This window comes from Shewanella sairae (assembly GCF_023283535.1).
In the GTDB taxonomy this organism is placed as follows: domain Bacteria; phylum Pseudomonadota; class Gammaproteobacteria; order Enterobacterales; family Shewanellaceae; genus Shewanella; species Shewanella sairae.
In genome coordinates this window covers 29,268-50,997 of record NZ_JAKILT010000038.1, presented here as the reverse complement: position 1 = coordinate 50,997, position 21,730 = coordinate 29,268, and the positions used below count along the sequence as shown (strand labels likewise).

General features: G+C 43.2%; 19 protein-coding genes. 2 read left to right on the top strand and 17 right to left on the bottom strand.

The window, feature by feature from the left end; all coding sequences use genetic code 11:
- Positions 1-1,592: 1,592 nt before the first annotated feature.
- The gene (locus L2748_RS15640) at positions 1,593-3,131 is read right to left on the bottom strand and encodes a M17 family metallopeptidase (protein ID WP_220780018.1); all 1,539 of its coding nucleotides are present in this window, start codon (positions 3,129-3,131) and stop codon (positions 1,593-1,595) included.
- 288 nt (positions 3,132-3,419) lie between these two features.
- Here L2748_RS15640 and L2748_RS15635 point away from each other — a divergent pair, with 288 nt between their 5' ends.
- Positions 3,420-4,880: an aminoacyl-histidine dipeptidase gene (locus tag L2748_RS15635; RefSeq protein WP_220780020.1), complete on the top strand. Its 1,461-nt coding sequence runs from the start codon at positions 3,420-3,422 to the stop codon at positions 4,878-4,880.
- 120 nt (positions 4,881-5,000) lie between these two features.
- Here L2748_RS15635 and dinB read toward each other — a convergent pair whose 3' ends face one another.
- The 16 genes from dinB to L2748_RS15555 all read right to left on the bottom strand — a co-directional run bounded on the left by dinB (position 5,001) and on the right by L2748_RS15555 (position 20,325).
- Complete coding sequence (gene dinB / locus L2748_RS15630; RefSeq protein WP_220780028.1) at positions 5,001-6,080, bottom strand: DNA polymerase IV; 1,080 nt, start codon at positions 6,078-6,080, stop codon at positions 5,001-5,003.
- Between the two features lie 127 nt (positions 6,081-6,207).
- The gene (locus L2748_RS15625; protein ID WP_220780030.1) at positions 6,208-8,208 is read right to left on the bottom strand and encodes a methyl-accepting chemotaxis protein; all 2,001 of its coding nucleotides are present in this window, start codon (positions 8,206-8,208) and stop codon (positions 6,208-6,210) included.
- Between the two features lie 380 nt (positions 8,209-8,588).
- The gene (locus L2748_RS15620) at positions 8,589-8,801 is read right to left on the bottom strand and encodes a hypothetical protein (protein ID WP_220780031.1); all 213 of its coding nucleotides are present in this window, start codon (positions 8,799-8,801) and stop codon (positions 8,589-8,591) included.
- 363 nt (positions 8,802-9,164) lie between these two features.
- On the bottom strand, positions 9,165-9,632 hold the full coding sequence (gene bfr, locus L2748_RS15615; protein ID WP_220780032.1) for a bacterioferritin: 468 nt from the start codon (positions 9,630-9,632) through the stop codon (positions 9,165-9,167).
- Positions 9,633-9,643: 11 nt separating this feature from the next.
- Entirely contained in the window at positions 9,644-10,111 is a 468-nt protein-coding gene (bfr, locus tag L2748_RS15610; RefSeq protein ID WP_220780033.1) for a bacterioferritin, read from the bottom strand.
- 334 nt (positions 10,112-10,445) lie between these two features.
- On the bottom strand, positions 10,446-10,667 hold the full coding sequence (gene nqrM / locus L2748_RS15605; RefSeq protein WP_012156314.1) for a (Na+)-NQR maturation NqrM: 222 nt from the start codon (positions 10,665-10,667) through the stop codon (positions 10,446-10,448).
- 12 nt (positions 10,668-10,679) lie between these two features.
- A complete protein-coding gene (locus tag L2748_RS15600; RefSeq protein WP_220780034.1) occupies positions 10,680-11,696 on the bottom strand; it encodes an FAD:protein FMN transferase in 1,017 nt (338 codons plus the stop codon).
- A 29-nt stretch (positions 11,697-11,725) separates the two neighbouring features.
- Entirely contained in the window at positions 11,726-12,973 is a 1,248-nt protein-coding gene (gene nqrF, locus L2748_RS15595; protein ID WP_220780035.1) for an NADH:ubiquinone reductase (Na(+)-transporting) subunit F, read from the bottom strand.
- 47 nt (positions 12,974-13,020) lie between these two features.
- On the bottom strand, positions 13,021-13,629 hold the full coding sequence (gene nqrE / locus L2748_RS15590) for an NADH:ubiquinone reductase (Na(+)-transporting) subunit E (RefSeq protein WP_220780036.1): 609 nt from the start codon (positions 13,627-13,629) through the stop codon (positions 13,021-13,023).
- A gap of 5 nt (positions 13,630-13,634) precedes the next feature.
- A complete protein-coding gene (locus tag L2748_RS15585) occupies positions 13,635-14,267 on the bottom strand; it encodes an NADH:ubiquinone reductase (Na(+)-transporting) subunit D (protein WP_028769180.1) in 633 nt (210 codons plus the stop codon).
- Entirely contained in the window at positions 14,267-15,061 is a 795-nt protein-coding gene (locus L2748_RS15580; protein WP_220780037.1) for a Na(+)-translocating NADH-quinone reductase subunit C, read from the bottom strand. The genes L2748_RS15585 and L2748_RS15580 overlap by 1 nt, the downstream gene beginning before the upstream one ends.
- Positions 15,054-16,253, bottom strand: a complete 1,200-nt coding sequence (locus tag L2748_RS15575; protein ID WP_220780038.1) for an NADH:ubiquinone reductase (Na(+)-transporting) subunit B — start codon at positions 16,251-16,253, stop codon at positions 15,054-15,056. The genes L2748_RS15580 and L2748_RS15575 overlap by 8 nt, the downstream gene beginning before the upstream one ends.
- Positions 16,253-17,587, bottom strand: coding sequence for a Na(+)-translocating NADH-quinone reductase subunit A (locus tag L2748_RS15570; RefSeq protein ID WP_220780039.1), 1,335 nt, complete (start codon positions 17,585-17,587; stop codon positions 16,253-16,255). Before L2748_RS15570 ends, L2748_RS15575 begins: the two co-directional genes overlap by 1 nt.
- A gap of 781 nt (positions 17,588-18,368) precedes the next feature.
- Positions 18,369-18,878 carry an S-ribosylhomocysteine lyase gene (gene luxS, locus L2748_RS15565; protein WP_220780040.1) on the bottom strand — a complete coding sequence of 170 codons (510 nt, stop codon included), beginning with the start codon at positions 18,876-18,878 and terminating at the stop codon, positions 18,369-18,371.
- A 389-nt stretch (positions 18,879-19,267) separates the two neighbouring features.
- On the bottom strand, positions 19,268-19,567 hold the full coding sequence (locus L2748_RS15560; protein ID WP_220780041.1) for a BolA family protein: 300 nt from the start codon (positions 19,565-19,567) through the stop codon (positions 19,268-19,270).
- Between the two features lie 128 nt (positions 19,568-19,695).
- Complete coding sequence (locus L2748_RS15555) at positions 19,696-20,325, bottom strand: alpha-ketoglutarate-dependent dioxygenase AlkB family protein (RefSeq protein ID WP_220780042.1); 630 nt, start codon at positions 20,323-20,325, stop codon at positions 19,696-19,698.
- 117 nt (positions 20,326-20,442) lie between these two features.
- Here L2748_RS15555 and L2748_RS15550 point away from each other — a divergent pair, with 117 nt between their 5' ends.
- On the top strand, positions 20,443-21,702 hold the full coding sequence (locus L2748_RS15550) for a methyltransferase (protein ID WP_220780043.1): 1,260 nt from the start codon (positions 20,443-20,445) through the stop codon (positions 21,700-21,702).
- The last annotated feature ends 28 nt before the right edge of the window (positions 21,703-21,730 follow it).

Genomic DNA, 21,730 nt, shown 5'->3' with positions numbered 1-21,730 from the left:
AGTTACAATAATTACATGACACCAACAGCGGCTGAAACGGCTGCGTAAATACGTATCCCCTATTGGTGTACAGTTTTAGTTGACCACATCAAAGCCCAGATGCAACCTGATTTCAAACCTTAAATCCAAGGTAAAAAAAACCAGCTCAAAGGAGCTGGTTAAGACATTTCAAGCATCTCGAATAAAGAGTAAAAAGGAAATCGGCATAATGTTGCTAGCGTTAGTTCATAACGATACCTGTATTAATGCCCCACCATGAAGCAATCATAAAAATTTAGACAAAAAAAACCAGCTCAAAGGAGCTGGTTAAGACATTTCAAGTGTTCCATAAGGAAATCGGCATAATGTTGCTAGCGTTGGTTCATAGCAATATTAGTATTGATATCAACCTACCTTCAAACCCCATTAAATTTAGGTAAAAAAAAACCAGCTCAAAGGAGCTGGTTAAGACATTTCAAGTGTTCCATAAGGAAATCGGTTAGCGCGCTAGCGTTAATCAATGGCATATCGACATGGTCAATATACAACTTGAGTCTAAAAACACCCAAAAGGTGCTATAAGGTTGATGGAAACTTAAAGCGACTTTAAAGGTAAGTGAACCTTTAAACGTCTCAGCGATTAATCGCTGCGCCAAACCACCGCTAAACGCCCTGTGATTTGCCTATAAACTCGACTTGGCTGACAGCTGTCTAACCAAAGAAGGGGAGGATTATAGAGAGTTGTAATTTTATTACAACCCATTACGTTAAATAAGATAAAAAAAGCGGCTTAAGTGTAATAACCCAACAAGCAAACAAGATCTAAATCACATAAAACACCGTTATCTGCATACCGCATCGCCTTTCTCATTAATTTAGATCGATTAATTACCAAATTATCCATGCAGAGGAAGATACCAGGCTGCGACACTTTCTTACCCATGCTTAAAATTAAGATAAAAAAAAGCCCACTCAATGAGTGGGCAAGACATTTCAAGTGTTCCTAGCGGAAATTGGTTAGCGCGCTAGCGTTAATCAATGGCAAATAGCGGGAGTATACTAACTCAGGCTATCAGCGACTTGGTCTTAGGTATCTAAAAGATACAATAAAGGTTGATGGAAACTGATGCGACTTAATATAAGGAGGGTTAGCCCTTAAAAGTCATGGCGTATAAACCGCCACGCAAAATTTCTGTGTTTAACCAAAAGCTCTGCGAATAAATTGTGTGACTAAAATACATATTGATTACTCCAAACAAAGTTGAATTCCTAATACTCTACTTTCGTAAAAGCCGTTCGCTGGCTTGTAGAGTCAACTTGTCGCTCGATTCCTTGGAGAATTATCCTTCCTGGATAGACTAAGTGCCGATAAGCACCATTGCTTACCCGACGAAAGCAATTATAGAGAAATGTAGTTTTATTACAAGCTTTTTTATTAAAAAAGCTAAAAAAAGCACTTTTACGTTATTTTATTACAAGATTTATTAGTGAATGCCCCGATACCTAAATTAACTTATGCCGACCTAGCTGTTGTTAAAAATAAAAAAGCAGCGCCTAAAGCACTGCTTTTATTCAACATATAGATTTTAAGTTTGTATGGCTTTACTCGATAGCTTATGAATTAGCCATCATGTAATGGTACAAACCCACTAGCGGCGTGGCTGTTGGGGCACCATATTGTGGGTGGCCCTCTGTTGCACTGCCGGCAATATCGATATGGCTATAGGCAATTGGCGTTGCAGCATTCAACCCATGTTGACTCAAACCAGATGCTTCAAGCAAAAATGCAGCAGGATATTGATGACCTCGCGCCGTCACCGATGACGGGGCATTATTTGATGACAACATATCAGCAGCCCCCGATGGGTCGACAATCTTACTAAAGTCATCACGGCGCAATTGGCTGACCTCAATAGGTTCGCCCCAGAGTGATGCAAGGCTTTGCATATGAGTCGCTACATTTGCCTGCTTAGCTACACTGTTTTCAACAACCGCTGTATAGCCGCCATAACAACGCACCACATGGCCGGTTAATGTCGCCACTGAAAACATTTGTGGTTTCACCGCATCAACCGCTTTTAAACGCAGGTGTGATAACAGGTCTGCTAACACTAAACGCCCTTCTGCGTCAGTATTGCCAATACGTACACGTTTGCCAGCATGGCTGGTGATGATCTCGTCAGTAACAAAGGCTTCGCTACCGATACTGTTACGCACTAAACCAAGCTCTGCAATAATACGGATCCCTTTAGGCTTTAACATGCTGACTGTTTTCATTAAGCCAGCAACAGCCGCCGCGCCACCTTTGTCGCGGCTCATACCCGCCATACTGCCTGCAATTTTTAGATCGGCGCCGCCTGTGTCATACACCACGCCTTTACCGGCAAATAAGAATGTGTGTTCAATTGGGCCATCACCGACATATTCCAATTTAACCACGCGTGGCTGATGTCTTAACACGGCAAATGATGAACGGCCAACAGCGCTAAGTAACGGGTAGTCTCGCTCAAGAATATCTCGGTCTTCAACCACGCTAATGTTAAGATTAGAACCTTGTAGTGAGTCTAAGCAGTAATCGGCAAACGCTGGAGCTGACATGCGCTCAGGTTCAGTGCCACATAAGTCACGCGCTAGCACTCGTCCAGCTTCGATTGCCGTTAACATATCGCCATGCTGTTCATCAGCTAATAAGCCTATTGCCTCAAGAGGCTCGTCTCCGCCGCCCGCTTCTCTGAGCTCTAATGCTTGCCAAAGCTCTTGCCCACAAGCCAGTGCTGCAACTTGCGCTGCATACTCATAGCGTTGCTCGCTTAAACGATTAACCAGTAGTAGTGGGCGTTTCGCACCGGCGTCTTTAGCCAATTTAATCCCTTGCCTTGCAGCATCGGCAAACACACGCACATCTTGATAGTCATCATCGGCTTTTTTAACCGGGGCAATAATCAGCCTTCCGCCTGCCATTCCTGGCGCAAATAACAAGGTTGCAGACTGCCCCACTCGTTTATCTATCTTCTGACCATGATTCGCCAGCATCGCAATTTCTTCAAATTGCAACGATTCAAGATCTGCAGTCACAACCACTAATGCATCCCAGCCACTTCCTTCAAAAATGGCATCTTGCTCTACTACATCAACAAACTTAACTGACCCCATAACCTTTCCTTCTTAGATTTTATTATTGTCATTGCCTGTTTGCTTGTATGGCAACTTAACTTATTTGCTAACGCATTATTCACCGAATATGCCTTGAATACCAATCACATTATGTTGCATCAAAATGACAGTGGAAACTTAGGCTGACAAGCTAAATACCTCGCCTCTGTAAACGACTCCGCAGCGTACTTAGACTATGTTAAACTGTCGGCATTTTCAGCCTCAAGCCCACATGTGCCCTACTGTTTGAATCAAACGGGGCACTTTAATTAGAATAGGGGAATATACGTGACCACACTTAGTCAATTACAACCACAAGCACTTTGGCAATGGTTCGAGCAAATCTGTGCCATTCCGCACCCATCTAAGCATGAACAAGCACTTAGCGCTCATATTCAAGCTTGGGCTAAAGACAAGCAGTTAGATGTTGTCGAAGATAAAGTCGGTAACCTGATCATTAAAAAACCAGCCACTGCCGGAATGGAAAACTGTAAAACAGTAGTGCTACAAGCGCATATTGATATGGTGCCGCAGAAAAATGCTGACAAAGAGCATGATTTTGAAAAAGATCCAATTGAAGCTTATGTCGATGGCGACTGGGTTAAGGCTAAGGGGACAACCTTAGGTGCAGATAATGGTATTGGCATGGCGTCTGCACTTGCAGTTTTAGGCGCTGACGATATTGCTCACGGTCCACTGGAAGTGCTACTCACTATCGACGAAGAAGCGGGCATGACAGGCGCATTTGGCCTAGAAGCCGGCATGCTTGAGGCTGAGATCTTAATTAATACCGACTCAGAACAAGAAGGCGAGATCTACATGGGTTGTGCTGGCGGCGTAGATGCCCAGCTAACTGTGCCTATGGTATGGCAATCTCCAGAGCCAACAAATGCCAGCTACAAGCTGTCTGTTTCAGGTTTAAAGGGTGGTCACTCAGGAGTGAACATTCATTTAGGTCGTGGTAACGCTAACAAACTACTAGCGCGCTTCTTATTTGATCACGCTGACGAGCTTGCCATTGAGCTAACACAATTTGTTGGCGGCTCACTGCGTAATGCGATTCCACGTGAAGCGGCTATCAGCTTTATGATCCCGCCAGAGAACCTAACACTACTGCAGACTCGTATCGGTGAATTTCAAGCACTAGTGCGCGAAGAGTTAGCAATTGCCGATCCAGGTACGCTACTTACACTTGAAGAGATCCCAGCTGAAAAGCAAGTGATGAGCGAAGATTGCCAACAGATCTTAGTTGATCTGCTAAATGCATGCCCTAATGGCGTTATTCGTATGAGTGATGAAGTTGAAGGCGTGACAGAAACCTCGCTTAACGTAGGTGTTATCAGCACTGAGAGTGACAGCGTACAAATCCTTTGTCTTATCCGTTCATTGATTGATTCTGGCCGCAGCGAAGTTGAAGGGGTATTAACCTCACTTGCCAACCTAGCTGGCGCAAATGTTGAGTTCAGCGGTGCATACCCAGGTTGGAAGCCAGACAACAGCTCACCCGTTATGGCAAGCGTGCGTCAAACTTATGAAGCGATTTACAACAAAGAGCCGACTATCATGGTGATCCATGCAGGCCTTGAGTGTGGTCTATTTAAGAAACCTTACCCAGAGATGGATATGGTCTCAATTGGCCCGACTATCCGCTACCCACATAGCCCAGACGAAAAAGTGAATATCACTACAGTAGGTCAGTACTGGAAGCTGTTGCTAGCAGTACTAGAACGCACCCCAGCTAAAGACTAATTTACACTTATACTTCCAATCGTTTTAGGAAGTAAAAATGAATAAGGCCACTTAGCTATTGATTAGCAATAAGTGGCCTTTTTGTTATTAAACAGCTTTTAGATTCATGGAAATTAAAGGTTAAAAACCTAAATCCATTTGGCTGGTATCGCGACTATCACTCTCTACTGTAGTTGTAGTATTAGACGCCAAACCTACTGATACCCCAAGCAAACGAATACCGCGTTCATGTTGTCGCTCCATCGCTTGTTCAAGTAGCTGATAAAACAAGTTTACCGAGATCTCGTCGCTACGATGCTCAATCGTGGTTTGCTTAAAGTCTTCAAACTTAAGCTTAACCACCTGTTTATGGATAACTCTATCTTTGGCACTGCGACTCACACGTGCCCCTAGCTCTTGAATAAGTTGCGGCATCACTGCACGGCACTGCTCAAGGGTATGAATGTCTTTGGCTAACGTGGTTTCGACACCCACTGATTTTCGTTCACGGTTAGGTGAAATTGCGCGCTTATCTATACCTTTTGCTCTCTCTATCAATACTGCGCCAAACTTACCAAAACGCTCGATGAGCTTTGCTTCTGGATAAGCTTGAATATCGCTGCAATTATGTAACCCTAAATCAGCTAACTTTTTGGCGGTAACCTTACCTACCCCGGGGATCTTTATTAGGGGTAAGGTTTTTACAAACTCATCAATCATGTCGGGGCGGATCACATATTGTCCATTGGGTTTATTTAAGTCAGACGCTATCTTGGCAAGAAACTTAACCGGCGCGATGCCTGCCGATGCGGTTAGCCCCGTCTCGGCTAAGATGTCGGCGCGAATTGCTTGTGCCATGAGGGTAGCAGAGCCTTTACAATGTGGACTATCAGTAACATCAAGGTAGGCTTCATCTAGAGACAGTGGCTCGATTAAGTCGGTATAGCGCTCAAACACCGCACGAATTTGGCTAGAAACCTCTTTATAAACCTGCATTCGCCCGGGGACTAATATTAAATCGGGACATAACTTTAAGGCGTAACCCGATGCCATTGCTGAGCGCACGCCAAATTGCCGCGCTTCATAATTACAGGTGCTGATCACTCCACGGCGATCACTGCGGCCGCCCACGGCAATTGGTTTTCCTCGTAACTCGGGAAAGTCGCGCATTTCCACTGCAGCGTAAAAGCAATCCATGTCGACGTGAATGATTTTTTGCAAGCCTATATCCTCCGCCGACAATGATACTGTATAAAAACACAGTGCACAATAAAAAGCGCATTTTCACCGACTCTGAAAACAAAAAAGGAAGCCTATGGCTTCCTTTTCGGTTATTCAAATAAGCTGTTTAAATCTTAAACTGCTTAATATTGTTACCCAATGACTGACTTACCTCTGCAAACTCATCAAAGTTATGCGATAGCGCTTCACTTGCAGCAAGCGACTCATCCGATAAAGTACGCACATTTTCAATGTTACAAGCGACTTCTTCTGCAACTACAGCTTGCTGGCCTACAGCTGCAGAGATCTCTATTGTTTGCTGCTGTATCGCTTCAATCGCATCGGTAATATCGCCTAATGCCACTTCGACTTTGGCGGTAAGATCTTGACCAATATTTGCTTGCTCAACACCGGCCTCCATCACTTGCTCAGCTTCATTAGCGTTGAGCTGCAGTGTTTGAATGATCTCTTGAATATTGGTGGTTGAATCTTGTGTGCGCGATGCAAGAGTTCTCACTTCATCTGCGACCACAGCAAAGCCACGTCCTTGCTCGCCCGCTCTCGCGGCTTCAATTGCAGCGTTAAGTGCCAGTAAGTTAGTTTGCTCGGCAATGCCACGAATAACATTAAGCACCTCACCGATTTGCTCTGAACGAGTTCTAAGCTGTTTAACGACCTTAGCCGCTTCAATCACTTGAACTGATAAAGACTGCATGCCGTGCGTTGCCTGTGCGACAATCACACTGCCCTCGCTCGACTGAGTTTGGGCTTTATCTGCAAACTCACTGGCGCGCTGAGCACTTGCTGCCATCTCTTGGCTAGTGTGCGCCATCTCAGTTGCAGCAGTGGCAACTGACGCAATTTCTTGCTTTTGCTGGCTCACTGACTGCAGTGCTCTGGTGCTCACATCAGATGCAGAGCGCACCCCCTGTTCAACCTGCAAAGTTAACTCACGGGTTTCTTGCAACATTCCCTGCACCTTGGCAGCAAAACGATTAAATGCATCGCCAAGTTTGCCGAGCTCATCTTCGCGGTTAATATCAATTCGTTTAGCAAGGTCGCTATCCCCCTCGGCTATATCTTCCATCGCCCAGAGTAAGTGATTAATCTGTTTTCTAAATGGCAGCAGAGTTGCCCATACAGTCATACCCACAAATACCATGATCAATATTGATAACAGTATTGAGTTTATAATCGCATCGGTAACAGGCGCTTCAATCACATCGACGGGTAACATAAACGCTAGGTGCCATTTCTGCTCCGGGTATTGACCGCCAACTTCCACAAAAATAACCCGCTGCGCTTCACCTTTAAAGGTTACCTCTGCAAATCCAGATGCTTGAGAACGCATCTGACGACTAAGATCCGCAAAACCATTTGACTGTTGAAACTTGCTATCGACTTGCGCTGCATCACTTCCCGGCGGAAAGCTTTCTGAAAAACCTGGGAAGTAAACTAACTTACCACCGTTGGTGAGCAAAAATGCCTGACCCGCGCCTTGATACTTAATCGGCGCCAATAGCTCGCTACCTATGGTATCGATAAGAATATCCATACCACCAATACCAATAAGCTTACCTGAACTGCCTTTTACAACTGTTTTAACGGTTGCTGAAATAGAACCATCGTTAGCGTCTACCGCTGGGTCGCCAACAAACATACCGTTTTTATCGATGGCTTCTTGCCACCAAGGACGTTTATTGGTGAAGTACTCGCTATCGTTATAGCGGCCATTTAAATCAAAATATTCAAAGGTATTAGCTGAACCAAAGAAAACCGATTTAATGTCACTATCTTGATCTGAAAAAAACTTAAAATACTCAACAACAGATTGATACTGTTTGTCTGCTGAGAGGTCGCTTAAACGTTGGCTATATTGGCTAAACCAGTCAACCACGGTCGGATTGGCAAAAATGGCATGAATAAGCTGACCTTTGGACTCAAAGTAGCTACGGACTTCTATGGACTTTAATTGCACTAGACTGGTGAGATCGTTATCGATTTGTTGACGTGTACTGCTGCTTTCATTTTTCACAAGCAAGACGGCGACTAGGGTAAATAGTACTGCGAGTGCACCAACAATAGTCACGACCAATTGTAGGCTCAGAGAACGTTTAAACCACTGCATCGAATCCCCTCTTTGTTATATTTTTAAGTAGGTTCTGTTATCAGGTAGTCACAAATCTAACAGAAAAGAGTTCAGATTAAAGTAGTTAATCTAGTAAGAAGGGTTAACGTTAGTAAAAGTACACATGTAACCAACAGTAACAATATTTAACCAGAGGCTAATATTAAGCAAAAACCGTTACTAATGCCGCAGCAACAAAAACAATGACCTGATTTATTGCTCTTTATTGGTCTATATACCTAGGCTGCGACAAGCCCAAATAATATGTAAATATTTAGTTTAATAAATGGGTATAAGAAATAAAGTCGAAAGACTGACGCTAACAACTTTACGATAAAGCTCTGCTAAGCACTTAATCTAAGTATTGCTGAGTTAAGGATTTAAAAAAGAGTGGTTAACATCGCTAGCTCTTCTCGAGATAACACCGAGCGCGTAGTGATAGGATTAGCCGGCACATCAATTGAGGATTTTCCCACGTTTACAAGCTTAGCTTGTTGCTTTTCATAGCGCTCAATGCATTCAAGCAAAAAGTCTACTTGGAACTGGCTATCGCGATCTAGGGTCGCTGTATTTGATTTTAAAACGCTAAACATAAGCTTCCTCCTCATGCCAGTTAACTAAAAGATCTCTAACCAATGATAAGGTGCTAATTAGCAAGAGTTAGTGTCGAATCTAAGCTCAATATACTGAGTACCTACATATAATAGGCCGCTTTAGCTGAATACTTGCTGTACAGCTATATTGAGCAACTTCCCTTTCAACGATTTAAGTATAGACAAGAATTTTTAAGCGGTAGCGCTTTCTGCGATGTTTTTCGCTGGTACCAGCTGACCTTAGCTCACAGCTGATACCCCCAAAAATGACTCCTTCATAAATCCTTGTTAGTTACTAGACTTTACCCATAAAAAAGACGCTATAAGCGTCTGTTTTTATTAAGTATGATATAGCGTATCTCGCTACATCTTACTTTGTAAGTAATTTTGCAAGCCTATTTTATCAATCAGTCCAAGCTGTTTCTCTAACCAGTACATATGGTCAGACTCTGTTTCTTCTAGTAGAACCTCAAGGATCTCACGGCTTTCATAGTCTTGTTTGCTTTCACAAAGTGCAATCGCCACTCGAAGATTATCCGCCACTTGGTACTCATAGGCTAAATCGTTCTTAAGCATCTGCTCAGTATCTTTACCAATATTAAGCGGCTCACGACTGGCCACATCAGGTGTACCTTCAAGGAATAAGATCCGCTGGACTAACTTTTTCGCGTGTTCACGTTCATCATCACTTTCATGGGAGATGCGCTCATGCAGCTCATTAAGGCCCCAATCTTCATACATTAGCCCATGCACGAAATACTGATCCATTGCTGATAATTCACCGGTCAGCAGCTTATTGAGTGTATCGATGACTTCTTGATTACCTTTCATAATGCCTCCAGTTAGTCCATCTTAGATTGTAAGTAGTTTTGAATACCTGTCAGCGTAATAAGCTCTAACTGCGCCTCTAACCAATCTAGGTGCTCTTCTTCATCTTCGAGCAAGTCTTCTAAAATATCGCGGCTGACATAATCTGCAGAGGACTCACAAAGTGCTATTGCTTCGCGTAGCACAACAAGTTGCTCTTCCAACATGACTTTGTCACATTCGAGCATCTCTTGGCTGTGTTCTCCAATACGAATTTTGTCTAATTGCTGCAGATTTGGCAGGCCTTCGAGGAACAACACCCGCTCAATTAACTTATCAGCATGCTTCATATCTTGAATCGACTTTTTGTAAGCCTTTTCATTTAGCTCACCTAAGCCCCAATTCTTGTACATTCGTGCATGTAAGAAGTACTGATTGATTGCAGTAAGCTCGCTGGTCAGCACTTTATTTAGCTGACTAATGACCTTAGGTTGTCCTTTCATCCGTTCATCCTTAGTTAAATTGATCTATATCAATATTTACAACCTAGAACAAAAAACAACCAATTACAAATAAACTTTATATTTCAAAAGCTTAATAAAGATAACCATTCTCATTACTACTACAATTATTAATAAGCAATTCATGAATTAAGCCAGCAATTACTGCAGCAAAACTAGGGGATTACAAGATATGAGGATTATAATGATAAAAGACCGTCGTAACGTTAGGCCATTATCGTGGATATTTCGGCAGTAATAAGCGCCTGCCTTAGTTAAAAATGATATAAAAAAGGCCCCTACATAAGGAGCCTTAATTGTCGTGAACTTAGCAGTATTAAATAATGCGATTCTGCTCTAGTTTTTCACGGCGTTCTTGTTCAGCCATTCTCGCCTTGCGCTTATCACATGGATCATCACAATCACAGGCTTTCTCAATACCCAGTGCACCGAGACCACCGCAACTTCCGGCCACGGCTTGTCGTTTGACTAAATAGCCTATCGACATTAAGAAAAAGAAACCTAATAAAACGACAAAGGCGGCAATAAATGTGCTCATATTCGACTCCAACTACTGAGTAACGAATGGTTTGAAAGCTTCACTATAGAAAACTTTAAAGCCATCATCTTGCTTTTCAATAAGCATTATCGCTAGATGCTCACGTTTAGCAAGCTCTAGTGACGCTTGAGTACCTAAAACCATCATAGCGGTAGCGTAACCATCTGCAATCATTGACTCTTCATGCAACACCGTTACTGAGGCTAATCTGTGGTTAATTGGGTAACCAGTGCGTGGATCAATCAAGTGTGAAAAACGCTGACCGTTTTCCTCGTAATAGTTACGATAATCACCCGATGTTGCCATCGCCATATTTTTTGGTGCAATAACTTGCTGTATACCATCGCCACTGTTGCCTGGCTTTTCTATCGCAATACGCCATAGAGAACCATCAGCTTTGGTGCCACGCAGGCTAATCTCGCCACCGATCTCAACCAAATAACCCATTGGTTGATATTTATCCAATAAGGCGGCTATTTTATCAACACCGAAGCCTTTTGCAATAGAAGACAGATCGACATAGATATCAGGATTCAATTTACTGATCCTATTACCTTCAACCACGATAGCGTCAATACCTGTACGCTGTCTTGCCTCATCAATCTCTTGCTGGCTCGGAATTTGGGTTGGGCGTTTATCCGGGCCAAAGCCCCATAAGTTAACTAACGGGCCTAAAGTAATATCTAGGGCGCCATCAGTGGTTTTATATAATGCTAATCCTTCAGCAATTACCTTGGCAGTGTCTGCCGATACTTCAACCTTATCTTGGCGAGTTAACTGATTAAATTTAGATAACTCAGAGTTCGGTCGGTATGTCGACATTTGATCGTTGACTTGCTCTAACGCTAAATCAATCTCTGCTTGCAGTAACTGGGGATCTGGCAACTTGTCATTAGGCACAACTTTGATGTGATAAGTTGTGCCCATAGTGTTGCCAGACAGTGAAATCACTTCAACTTGTTTAGTACAAGCTGAAATAAAAAAGGCTAACCCGATAAGGGCCAGCCAATTTACTAAGGTCTTAAACATATTGACCTAGATCTCCAATAAGAGAAGGGTTAGCCACCGAAGTCATCCAATAGGATGTTTTCATCTTCGACACCAAGATCTTTAAGCATGCCAATTACAGCTGCGTTCATCATTGGTGGGCCACACATGTAGTACTCACAGTCTTCAGGTGCTTCATGGTCACGTAAGTAGTTTTCGTACAATACGTTATGAATAAAGCCGGTGTAACCATCCCAGTTATCTTCAGGCTGTGGATCAGACAGGGCAACATGCCACTTAAAGTTGTCATTGTCTGCCGCTAGGCCATCGAAATCTTCTACATAGAACATTTCACGACTTGAACGCGCACCGTACCAGAAGCTCATCTTACGCTTAGAGTTAAGACGCTTAAGTTGGTCGAAGATATGTGAACGCATTGGCGCCATACCTGCACCACCACCGATAAATACCATTTCAGCGTCAGTTTCTTTAGCGAAGAACTCACCAAATGGACCTGAAATAGTCACCTTATCACCCGCTTTTAGGCTAAAGATGTATGAAGACATCTTACCACAAGGCAGAGATAGATCGCGTGGAGGCGGCGATGCAATACGTACGTTCAACATGATGATACCTTCCTCAAGAGGATAGTTCGCCATAGAGTATGCACGGATTGTTTCGTCTTCAACAGTTGACTCTAAGTTGAAGAAGCCAAAGTGTTCCCAGTCGCCACGGTATTCTGCAGGAATATCGTAATCTGCATATTTAACATGGTGCGCTGGCGCTTCAATCTGAATATAACCACCCGCACGGAATGGAACAGAGTCGCCATCAGGAATTTGTAGCTTAAGCTCTTTAATGAAGGTCGCTTTGCTATCGTTAGAGATAACTTCACATTCCCACTTCTTAACACCAAAGATCTCTTCTTCTAGTTCAATCTCCATGTCAGTTTTTACGTTTACCTGACAAGATAAACGGCAACCGCCACGAGCTTCACCTTTGCTGATATGGTCCATTTCAGTTGGCAGAATATCACCACCACCTGACTTAACGTGGACTTTACACTGACCACAAGTACCACCGCCACCACAAGCAGACGATACGAAAATACCGCTTTCTGCTAGTGCGCCAAGTAGTTTGCCACCCGCTGCAGTTTTAATTGCTTTATCTGCATCATCGTTGATGCCGATAGTGACGTCACCGCTTGCTACTAGCTTTGACTTAGCGAATAAAATCACTAATACCAAGACCAATACGATTGCGGTAAACATACTCACACCGAGATATACATCGATTGGTGTAGATTCTAGAATACCCATTAACTTATCCTTAAAGGTTCAAATTAAGACGTCGTTATGGTGCCCCTTTACAGAGACACACCAGAGAACGACATGAAACCTAGAGCCATCAAACCAGCGGTAACAAAGGTAATACCTAGACCGCGAAGCCCATCAGGAACATCAGCATATTTTAACTTCTCACGGATACCAGCAAGCAGCACAAGTGCTAATGCCCAACCGATACCAGAACCAATACCAAACACTAAACTTTCACCTAGGTTGTAATCACGCTCAACCATGAAAGATACCGCACCGAAAATTGCGCAGTTTACTGTGATAAGTGGTAAGAAGATCCCCAACGCGTTATAAAGTGGTGGGAAATATTTATCCAATGTCATTTCAAGGATTTGAACCAAAGCTGCAATCACACCAATAAAGGTGATGAACTTCAAGAAGCTCAAGTCAGCATCTGGAACACCCGCCCAAGCTAATGCGCCTGGAGCAAGAATACCTTGATAGATGATTTGGTTAACCGGTACTGAAATTGCCAGTACAACGATAACTGCAACACCTAGACCCATGGCCGTTTTTACTTTCTTAGATACCGCAAGGAAAGTACACATACCAAGGAAAAAGGATAGCGCCATGTTTTCAATGAAAACAGAACGGATTAATAGACTAATATAATGTTCCATTATGCTTATCCTTTCGCTTCTACTTGCTCAGGCTTCATCACACGAATAATCCAGATCAATGCACCGATCAGGAAGAACGCACTAGGAGGAAGCAGCAATAGGCCGTTAGGCTGATACCAGCCACCATCTGAAATCTTGCTTAAGATTTCAATGCCAAATAGTGAACCATTACCAAATAATTCACGTACGAAGCCAACTGACAACAAAATTGCACCGTAGCCTAGACCATTACCGATACCGTCCATAAAGCTCATCATTGGCGGTGTCTTCATAGCATAAGCTTCAGCACGGCCCATTACGATACAGTTAGTAATAATCAAACCAACGAATACAGACAGCTGCTTAGCAACATCGTAAGCGTAAGCTTGCAGTACTTGGTCAACCACGATTACCAGCGACGCAATAATCGTCATCTGCACGATAATACGTACACTGCTTGGAATGTGGTTACGGATCAGCGAGATGAATAAGTTAGACAAAGCACATACAGCAGTAAGTGCAATAGTCATTACCAAAGCGGTTTCCATTTTACTGGTTACAGCCAAGGCACTACATACACCCAAGATTTGCAAAGCAATCGGGTTGTTGCTGACAATAGGTCCAATTAGAACCGATTTAAGTTCTTTAGCATCAGCCATTAGCTAAGCCCTCCATTGCGAGCCTTTTCGATAAAGCGTGCAAAACCTTCTTCACCTAACCAAAATTCAAGTGAGTTTTGTACACCATTACCGGTAAGCGTTGCACCAGATAATGCATCAACACCGTATGGCGAAGCAGCTACAGTTGGGTTTTTAGTGACGCTAATCGCTAGCTCACCCTTGTCGTTATATAGCTTCTTACCAGTCCACTTAGCGATCCACTGAGGATTTTGAACTTCACCACCTAGACCTGGTGTTTCACCAGAGCCGGTAAAGCTGTAGTAGACCAAACTACGAATCGTGTTCAAGTCTGGCTCAACCGCTAAGAAAGCAAACATTGTTGACCACAAGCCGTAACCTTTAACAGGGATAATCACTGTTTGTAGTTGCTTGTTATCATCATGCACTAGGTAAACTACAGCTTCATTAGCTACGCGTTTAACTGATGCAATGTCGTTTTCAGGCACAAATGAAGTAGCCGGAGTACGTGCTGCTTTTTCGGTATCAAAAGTATCAGCGTCGCCTGCAACAAACTCACCTGTTTTCAGGTCAACTAGTCTAGCTTCAACATACTTGTTGTATGTTTCTAGTACTTGCGCCTTTTCAATTTTACCTTCACGAGGATTGATAAGACCTGCCGCTTCTAGAATGTACTTTTGCTTATCAAGAAGCTTGTTTTCTTGTTGAGTTGGTTTCAACAATACTGCTGCCGTCGAAACGAACATCGAGCAGATGAAACACAAACCAACAACAACAAACAGCGTTCTACCGAAAGAATCTTTATTACTAGCCACGTGCAATCCTCCGCTTGATATTCGACTGAACCACGAAATGGTCAAATAATGGAGCAAATAGATTCGCGAATAAGATAGCCAACATCATGCCTTCTGGGAACGCAGGGTTGATAACGCGAATGAATACTGCCATAGCACCGATAAGAATACCGTAAGCCCATTTTGCATTATTAGTGAAAGACGCTGAAACAGGGTCTGTCGCCATAAACATCATACCGAACGCAAAGCCACCTAAAACAAGGTGCCAGTACCAAGGCATTGCAAACATTGGATTGGTATCGCTACCGATAAAGTTAAGTAGGTAAGAAACGGCAATCATACCGACCATCACACCACTTACGATACGCCATGAAGCGATACGGGTGTAGATGATAACCGCGCCACCAATTAAGATAGCTAAGGTAGAAACTTCACCAACAGAACCAGGAATGAAACCGAAGAATGCGTTCCACCAGTCTTGCGTTAAACCGTATTCTAATGTGCCTTGCGCTGCTTGACTCAGTGCAGTTGCACCAGAGAAGCCGTCTGCAACAACCCAAGTGGTGTCGCCTGACATATTTAGCGGATAAGCGAAGAATAGGAATGCACGACCAGCAAGAGCAGGGTTTAAGAAGTTACGGCCTGTACCACCAAAGATCTCTTTCGCAACCACAACACCAAAGGTAATACCTAGTGCAACCATCCATAGTGGGATTGTTGCTGGCAGTGTTAATGCGAAAAGGATTGAGGTAACAAAGAAACCTTCATTAACTTCATGCCCACGTACTGATGCAAATAGCACTTCCCAAATACCACCGACAGCGAATGTCACAGCATATATGGGTAAGAACCAACAGGCGCCATACCACATTAATGCGGCAACCCCCGAATTTGCAGTTAATTCAGTACCGAACATACCGAACATTGCAACCTGCCAAGTGTCAGGAGTTGCAAAACCTGCCGCTAATGCATCTTGTGCTTGTAAGCCGACGTTGAACATACCCAAAAACATTGCAGGGAATGTACATGCCCAAACCGTAATCATCATACGCTTTAGGTCCAGATTATCACGAACGTGGGTACGACCCTTGTTTACGTAACCTGGCGTATAAAAGACAGTATATGCAGCTTCAAAAAGTGCATAAAACTTCTCATATTTACCGCCTTTTTCAAACTGCGGTTCAATATTTTCGAAAAACTGTTTTAAGCCCATTAGCCTTCCCTCACAATCGTATCTAAGCAGTCACGTAGATATGACGCATAGTCATATTTACCAGGACATACGAAAGTACACAGTGCCAAATCTTCTTCGTCTAACTCCAATGCACCCAATGTAGCAGCGCCATCGTAGTCACCTGAAACCAGATCACGAAGTAGCATAGTTGGCAAAATATCTAGCGGCATTACGCGCTCATAGTTACCAATTGGCACCATTGCACGGTCACTACCACCTGTGCTCGTTGTCATGTTGAACAAACGAGAAGATGAAAGGTGCCCAAGGAATGCACGAGTAATAGAGAACTTATCAGCACCAGGCATTGCCCAACCGAATAGTTCTTTCTCTGTGCCTTCTTCTAGCAAGCTCACTTGGTTGTGGTAACGACCAAGGTAAGCATGAGGACCCATCGCATTACGGCCGTTTAAAACTGAACCTGAGATAGAGCGAACTGTACCCTCAGCGGTTTCACCTTCAACTAATTGCACCATAGATGCACCTACCTGAGTACGCACTAAGCGAGGCTTAACAGCTTTAGGGCCACCAATAGCGACAACGCGCTGAGCATAAAGCTCACCCGTTGTGAACAACTTACCAACCGCAATCACGTCTTGGTAGTTGATGTGCCAAACAGTTCTCGTTGCAGAAGCTGGTAATAGGTTATGAATGTGCGTACCTGGCAATCCAGCTGGATGCAGCCCGGCAAACTCTTCAACCTGAGCATTAGCGCCTGGAATATCAGCGCCTGGTGCTTTACAAAGGTAAACCTTACCTTCAGTTAACTTTGAAAGTAGTTTTAAACCATTTTCAAAATCAGCTTTATGCTCTGCAATCACGACAACAGGATCTGCTGCCAATGGTTGAGTATCGATAGCGGTGACGAAAATACCTGCTGCTGTTGAATCTACACTAGGTACTTTACTGAAAGGACGCGTACGCAAAGCAGTCCACAAGCCTGACTGAATCAGGTTGTCACGTACTTGCTGTGTCTCAATCGTGTCGATAGCAGTGGCGTCATATTTAGCAAAAGAGATGCTTTCATCTCCTTCCACTTCTATAACAACAGACTGCAGAACACGCTGAGCGCCCCGGTTAACTTCGGAAATTGTGCCACTGGCTGAAGCTGTGTATATCACGCCTAGGTTCTTCTTATCTTCAAAAAGAATCTGACCTTTTTTAACTTTATCCCCTACCTTAATTTTCATGGTAGGACGTAAGCCAATATACTCTTCACCCAAAATAGCTACATGTTTGATGGTATTACCATCATGGATAACTTGCTCTGGCCCACCTGCAATAGGCAGATCCAATCCTTTCTTTATTGTAATCATATCCACAAGCACTACGTTATGAAGGAAAGACAATGCGCCGCGTTCCTGCTAAACACACAAGTTTTAAACAAACCTCTAATTCGTGTTGAGCTAGCGCTAATTTATCGCCAAAGTGCGATCAAAATCACGCTGGTCGCGCGCATTTTACCCCAAATATCACGAGCTCGCCACGAAAATTGTCTCTGTTTTAAATGCTTGGGAGCGTTTTAGTAACAAACATCTTAAATTCGCGAAGATATTAAGAATCAATTAATATAGCTACAAGCCACATTCCCTATACATTTAAAGAGGTTAATTAACTTTTACGCTTTCATAACACTGTTATAGTTATTGTTAATAATAAAATTTACACTTTAGTCCGAATGCTGCTTAAATAATCTAGCGAGAGCTGAGTCACAATTCAAAAAAGGCAAATAAAACCCACCGCAAACTCCATTTCAAGCATTCAAAGGTGCTCACATATCGCCATAGCCAATACCTGGCATTAGCCATAGAAAAGCATGCAAAAAAGCTAAATAAGCGAATAATGGAGTGCCTTTTGTTAACAATATGAAGATTCTGGCCTTTGCCCAAGAGTTAGAATTTGAAAGGCGAACACAGTCTGCCGCAGGCGCAAACGATGAAGCACAGTGCTAATTCTAATGCCGATGAATATTGTGATAAACAATGATATTCGTTGGCCGCATGCGAGGTTTATCTGAACAATTAGCCACTGAAAGCAAAAAAAGCAGCCTAAGCTGCTTTTTTGTATATTTTAGACATCCCCTAAAGACTTATCTCATCAGAGACCTTTTAAAATTTCATCACTTAGGCTGAGGTCATCATTGCGGTTAACGTTGATGCCTGCTGCAATAATATTGCGGGCAATCTCTTTCGCTTGATCGAGTGAATGCATCTCATACGTTCCACACTGGTATTCATTCAGCTCCGGGATCTCTGATTGCTCAGCAACCTTTAGTACATCTTGCATAGCCGCTAACCATGAGTCAGCAACAACAGATTCGCTAGGAGTGCCGATTAAGCTCATATAAAATCCGGTGCGGCAGCCCATTGGTGAAATATCGATAATTTCAATATCACCACCATTTAAGTGATCACGCATAAAACCAGCAAAAAGGTGTTCTAACGTGTGTATGCCGCGCTCACTCAAAATATCTTTATTTGGCACACAAAAACGTAGATCAAACACAGTGATAGTGTCGCCCTTAGGTGTCGCCATCGATTTTGCAACACGTACTGCTGGCGCATTCATGCGAGTATGGTCAACGGTAAAACTATCTAATAACGGCATGGTATTTCTCCAAATTCACCTAAGTTATATACACTCACAAAGCGTCTAGCCCGTGAACCTATTGTTATTTGCGATATTGCCTCGGTGACAATAAGGCTATTTTTATCGCAAATGATACTTACCCAGCCTAGAGCTGTAGTCAACAATAACTATCACAAAGTTTTTTCATGAGAATCGGTTTGATAACATTTACGCTTAAACAGCAGCCAAACATGGGTAGATATAAAGCGAGTAGCCATCGCCAAAGTTAAACCTATTACAACTACATATTGTTCCAGCAAGATGACAGGGGTATTTGCTTAAGCTCAAAATCCACATACAAAAAAGCCACAGCAAATTGCCATGGCTTTAGATTACCTAACCGTCTTGTCCTAAATGTGTTTACACATTTAACCTTTGCATTTAGGTGAAGCTGGTACGTCTGTTTCAGCAGCCCACTCTTCAGGCGTGTAAGTGTGCATTGATAATGCATGTAAGCCTTGAGCAAACTCCTCAGCTAATGCCTCATTTACCGCACGATGACGGCCAATTAAGCGCTTACCTTCAAAGTCACTACTCGTCACAATGACTTTAAAGTGTGTTTCAGAGTTTGGCGGTACGTGATGATTGTGGCTTTCGTTAATCACTTCTAAATGTGATGGTGAAAGTGCTGCGGTGAGTTTTTCGGTAATGATCTTTTCTACTGACATAACGATGATCTCAATAAGGCATAAATGCGATTGCGGCAGATTACTGCGATAACCTTTAAAGATCAACTCAGCGCTTCAAACCATCAAACGTTAGATTTTAGTCAACGCGATAAATATCACCGCAATAGTTAACCAGCTTGGTGAAAACCAACGATTAAGCGCCTAAAAGTATAATTTAGCCTAGGTTGACTCACGGTGAGCCGTTTCGGTAGCGAGTGCTCCCAATCTTGTTGCATCGGCCAATGCATGATCAACAAGTCTCCGCTGTCTAGCATGAGACTGACTTTTTGTTTTGTTTGCTTGTGCCGGATAAAAAACTCTCGACTCGCCCCAAGCGTCACTGAAGCAATATCACTGTTAGGCTCAATCTCTTTTTCATTATCACTGTGCCAGCCCATAGACTCCTGTCCATTGGCGTAGCGATTAACTAAAACGCCATTACTGAGTAGCGAAAACTCACGCTCTAGTTTGATTCTGAGCTTTTGCGCATAACGAGGCCAAGGTAAGGCCTCAATAAATAAACCAGAATAAACATAGTCGCAGCCTTTATCAGCAAACCATACTTGGCTTCGGGGAATAGGATGGCTTTTACCAAATACCGTCACTTCGGGGCGAGTTAATGGATAATCAGCCGACTCAATTAATAAAGCCTGCTGCTGAGCCGGATTAAGGTAGCCTTTTATCAACGTCCACGGCGGGCTAAGTTGATTTCCCCCTGTGGGCTCTTCTTGACCAAAACCGAGATCTGCTTGTTTCATTTCATCCTCAATTTACTATTAGTTCACAGAGTCGAAAAGTCCGTCATTGACATCATATACCTGTGATCATAAATCTGCGATAATATGCGCCCTAATTTATTTGGTACTTATTGGCATATGACTACACAATTTTCTGTATCGGGTATTGAACTCGAGCTTTTCCGTTACCCTAGCAGACAAGAATCTAATCTGCAGGCGTGGGACGCTGCCGATGAGCACCTTATAAAACACCTTATTGATACAGAGCAAACGGCGCTAAATACCGTAATCGTCAATGATAGCTTCGGCGCATTGACGGCCGGACTACTATCTATAGAACCAAGCTGGCCGTTAACGTTAGAAACTGACGCTAAGACTAGCTTATTAGGCACAAACCAGAATCTTGAGCGTAATCAGTTAGCTGCTAACACCATTAGTTGGGTTAACAGCCGTGATGAGTTACCACAAGGGCTTGAGTTAGTGTTAATGAAGCTTCCTAAAAATCTTAATTACTTTGGCCACCAGCTAAGTAGATTGTCACAAGTACTGCCAGCAGGCACCCAAGTGCTAATCGGCGCCAAAGCAAAGTCGATCAATAAGTCTTTGTTAGAAACAATTAATCAAAACCTAGGTCCGGCAAGTGCAAGCCTGACTTGGAAGAAAACCCGAGTTATTACTTGTGTAAGTGATGGCAAAGCCCGCACCTTACCAAAAGCCACCACTTGGTCAGTGCCAGAATTTAAGCTACAGATTAGTAATCTGAGTAACGTATTTGCCGCCAATAAACTTGATATTGGTGCGCGTATCATGCTCGATAACATGCCAAAAGGTGACTTTAAATCAATCGTCGACCTAGGTTGTGGCAATGGCATTTTAGGCTTACATGCTAAGCAAGTGTTCCCAGAGGCTTATATTCACTTTATTGATGACTCTGAAATGGCCGTTGCTTCTGCAAGAGAGAACTGGGCACTTAATAAGTTAGATAATGCAGCACTTGTTGGTGAACAGGCGACGTTTGGCTGGGATGACTGTTTAACCAATATGAGCGAAGGCTTCCGTCCAGATCTTGTGTTGTGTAACCCTCCCTTTCATCAAGGTGAAGCGATTACAGACCATATTGCTTGGCAGATGTTTTTAGATGCCTTTAGACGTTTGAAAAACGGCGGCATTTTGCATGTTGTTGGTAATCGGCATTTGGCTTACCACGTAAAGCTGCAGCGCATTTTTAAAAACTGTACCACGGTCGCTTCTAACGGTAAGTTCGTTATTCTGCAGGCGCAGAAAATCAGTAAAAAGGCACAAGATATTGATGCTTTTGATACCGAAGCAGAGCTTGCAGCCCAAACAAGTGATGAGCCACACCCTCAAAGCGCGCTTTATGGTGCGCCTAAGTCATAATCTTATTCGTTAGCCGTTTTAAATAAAA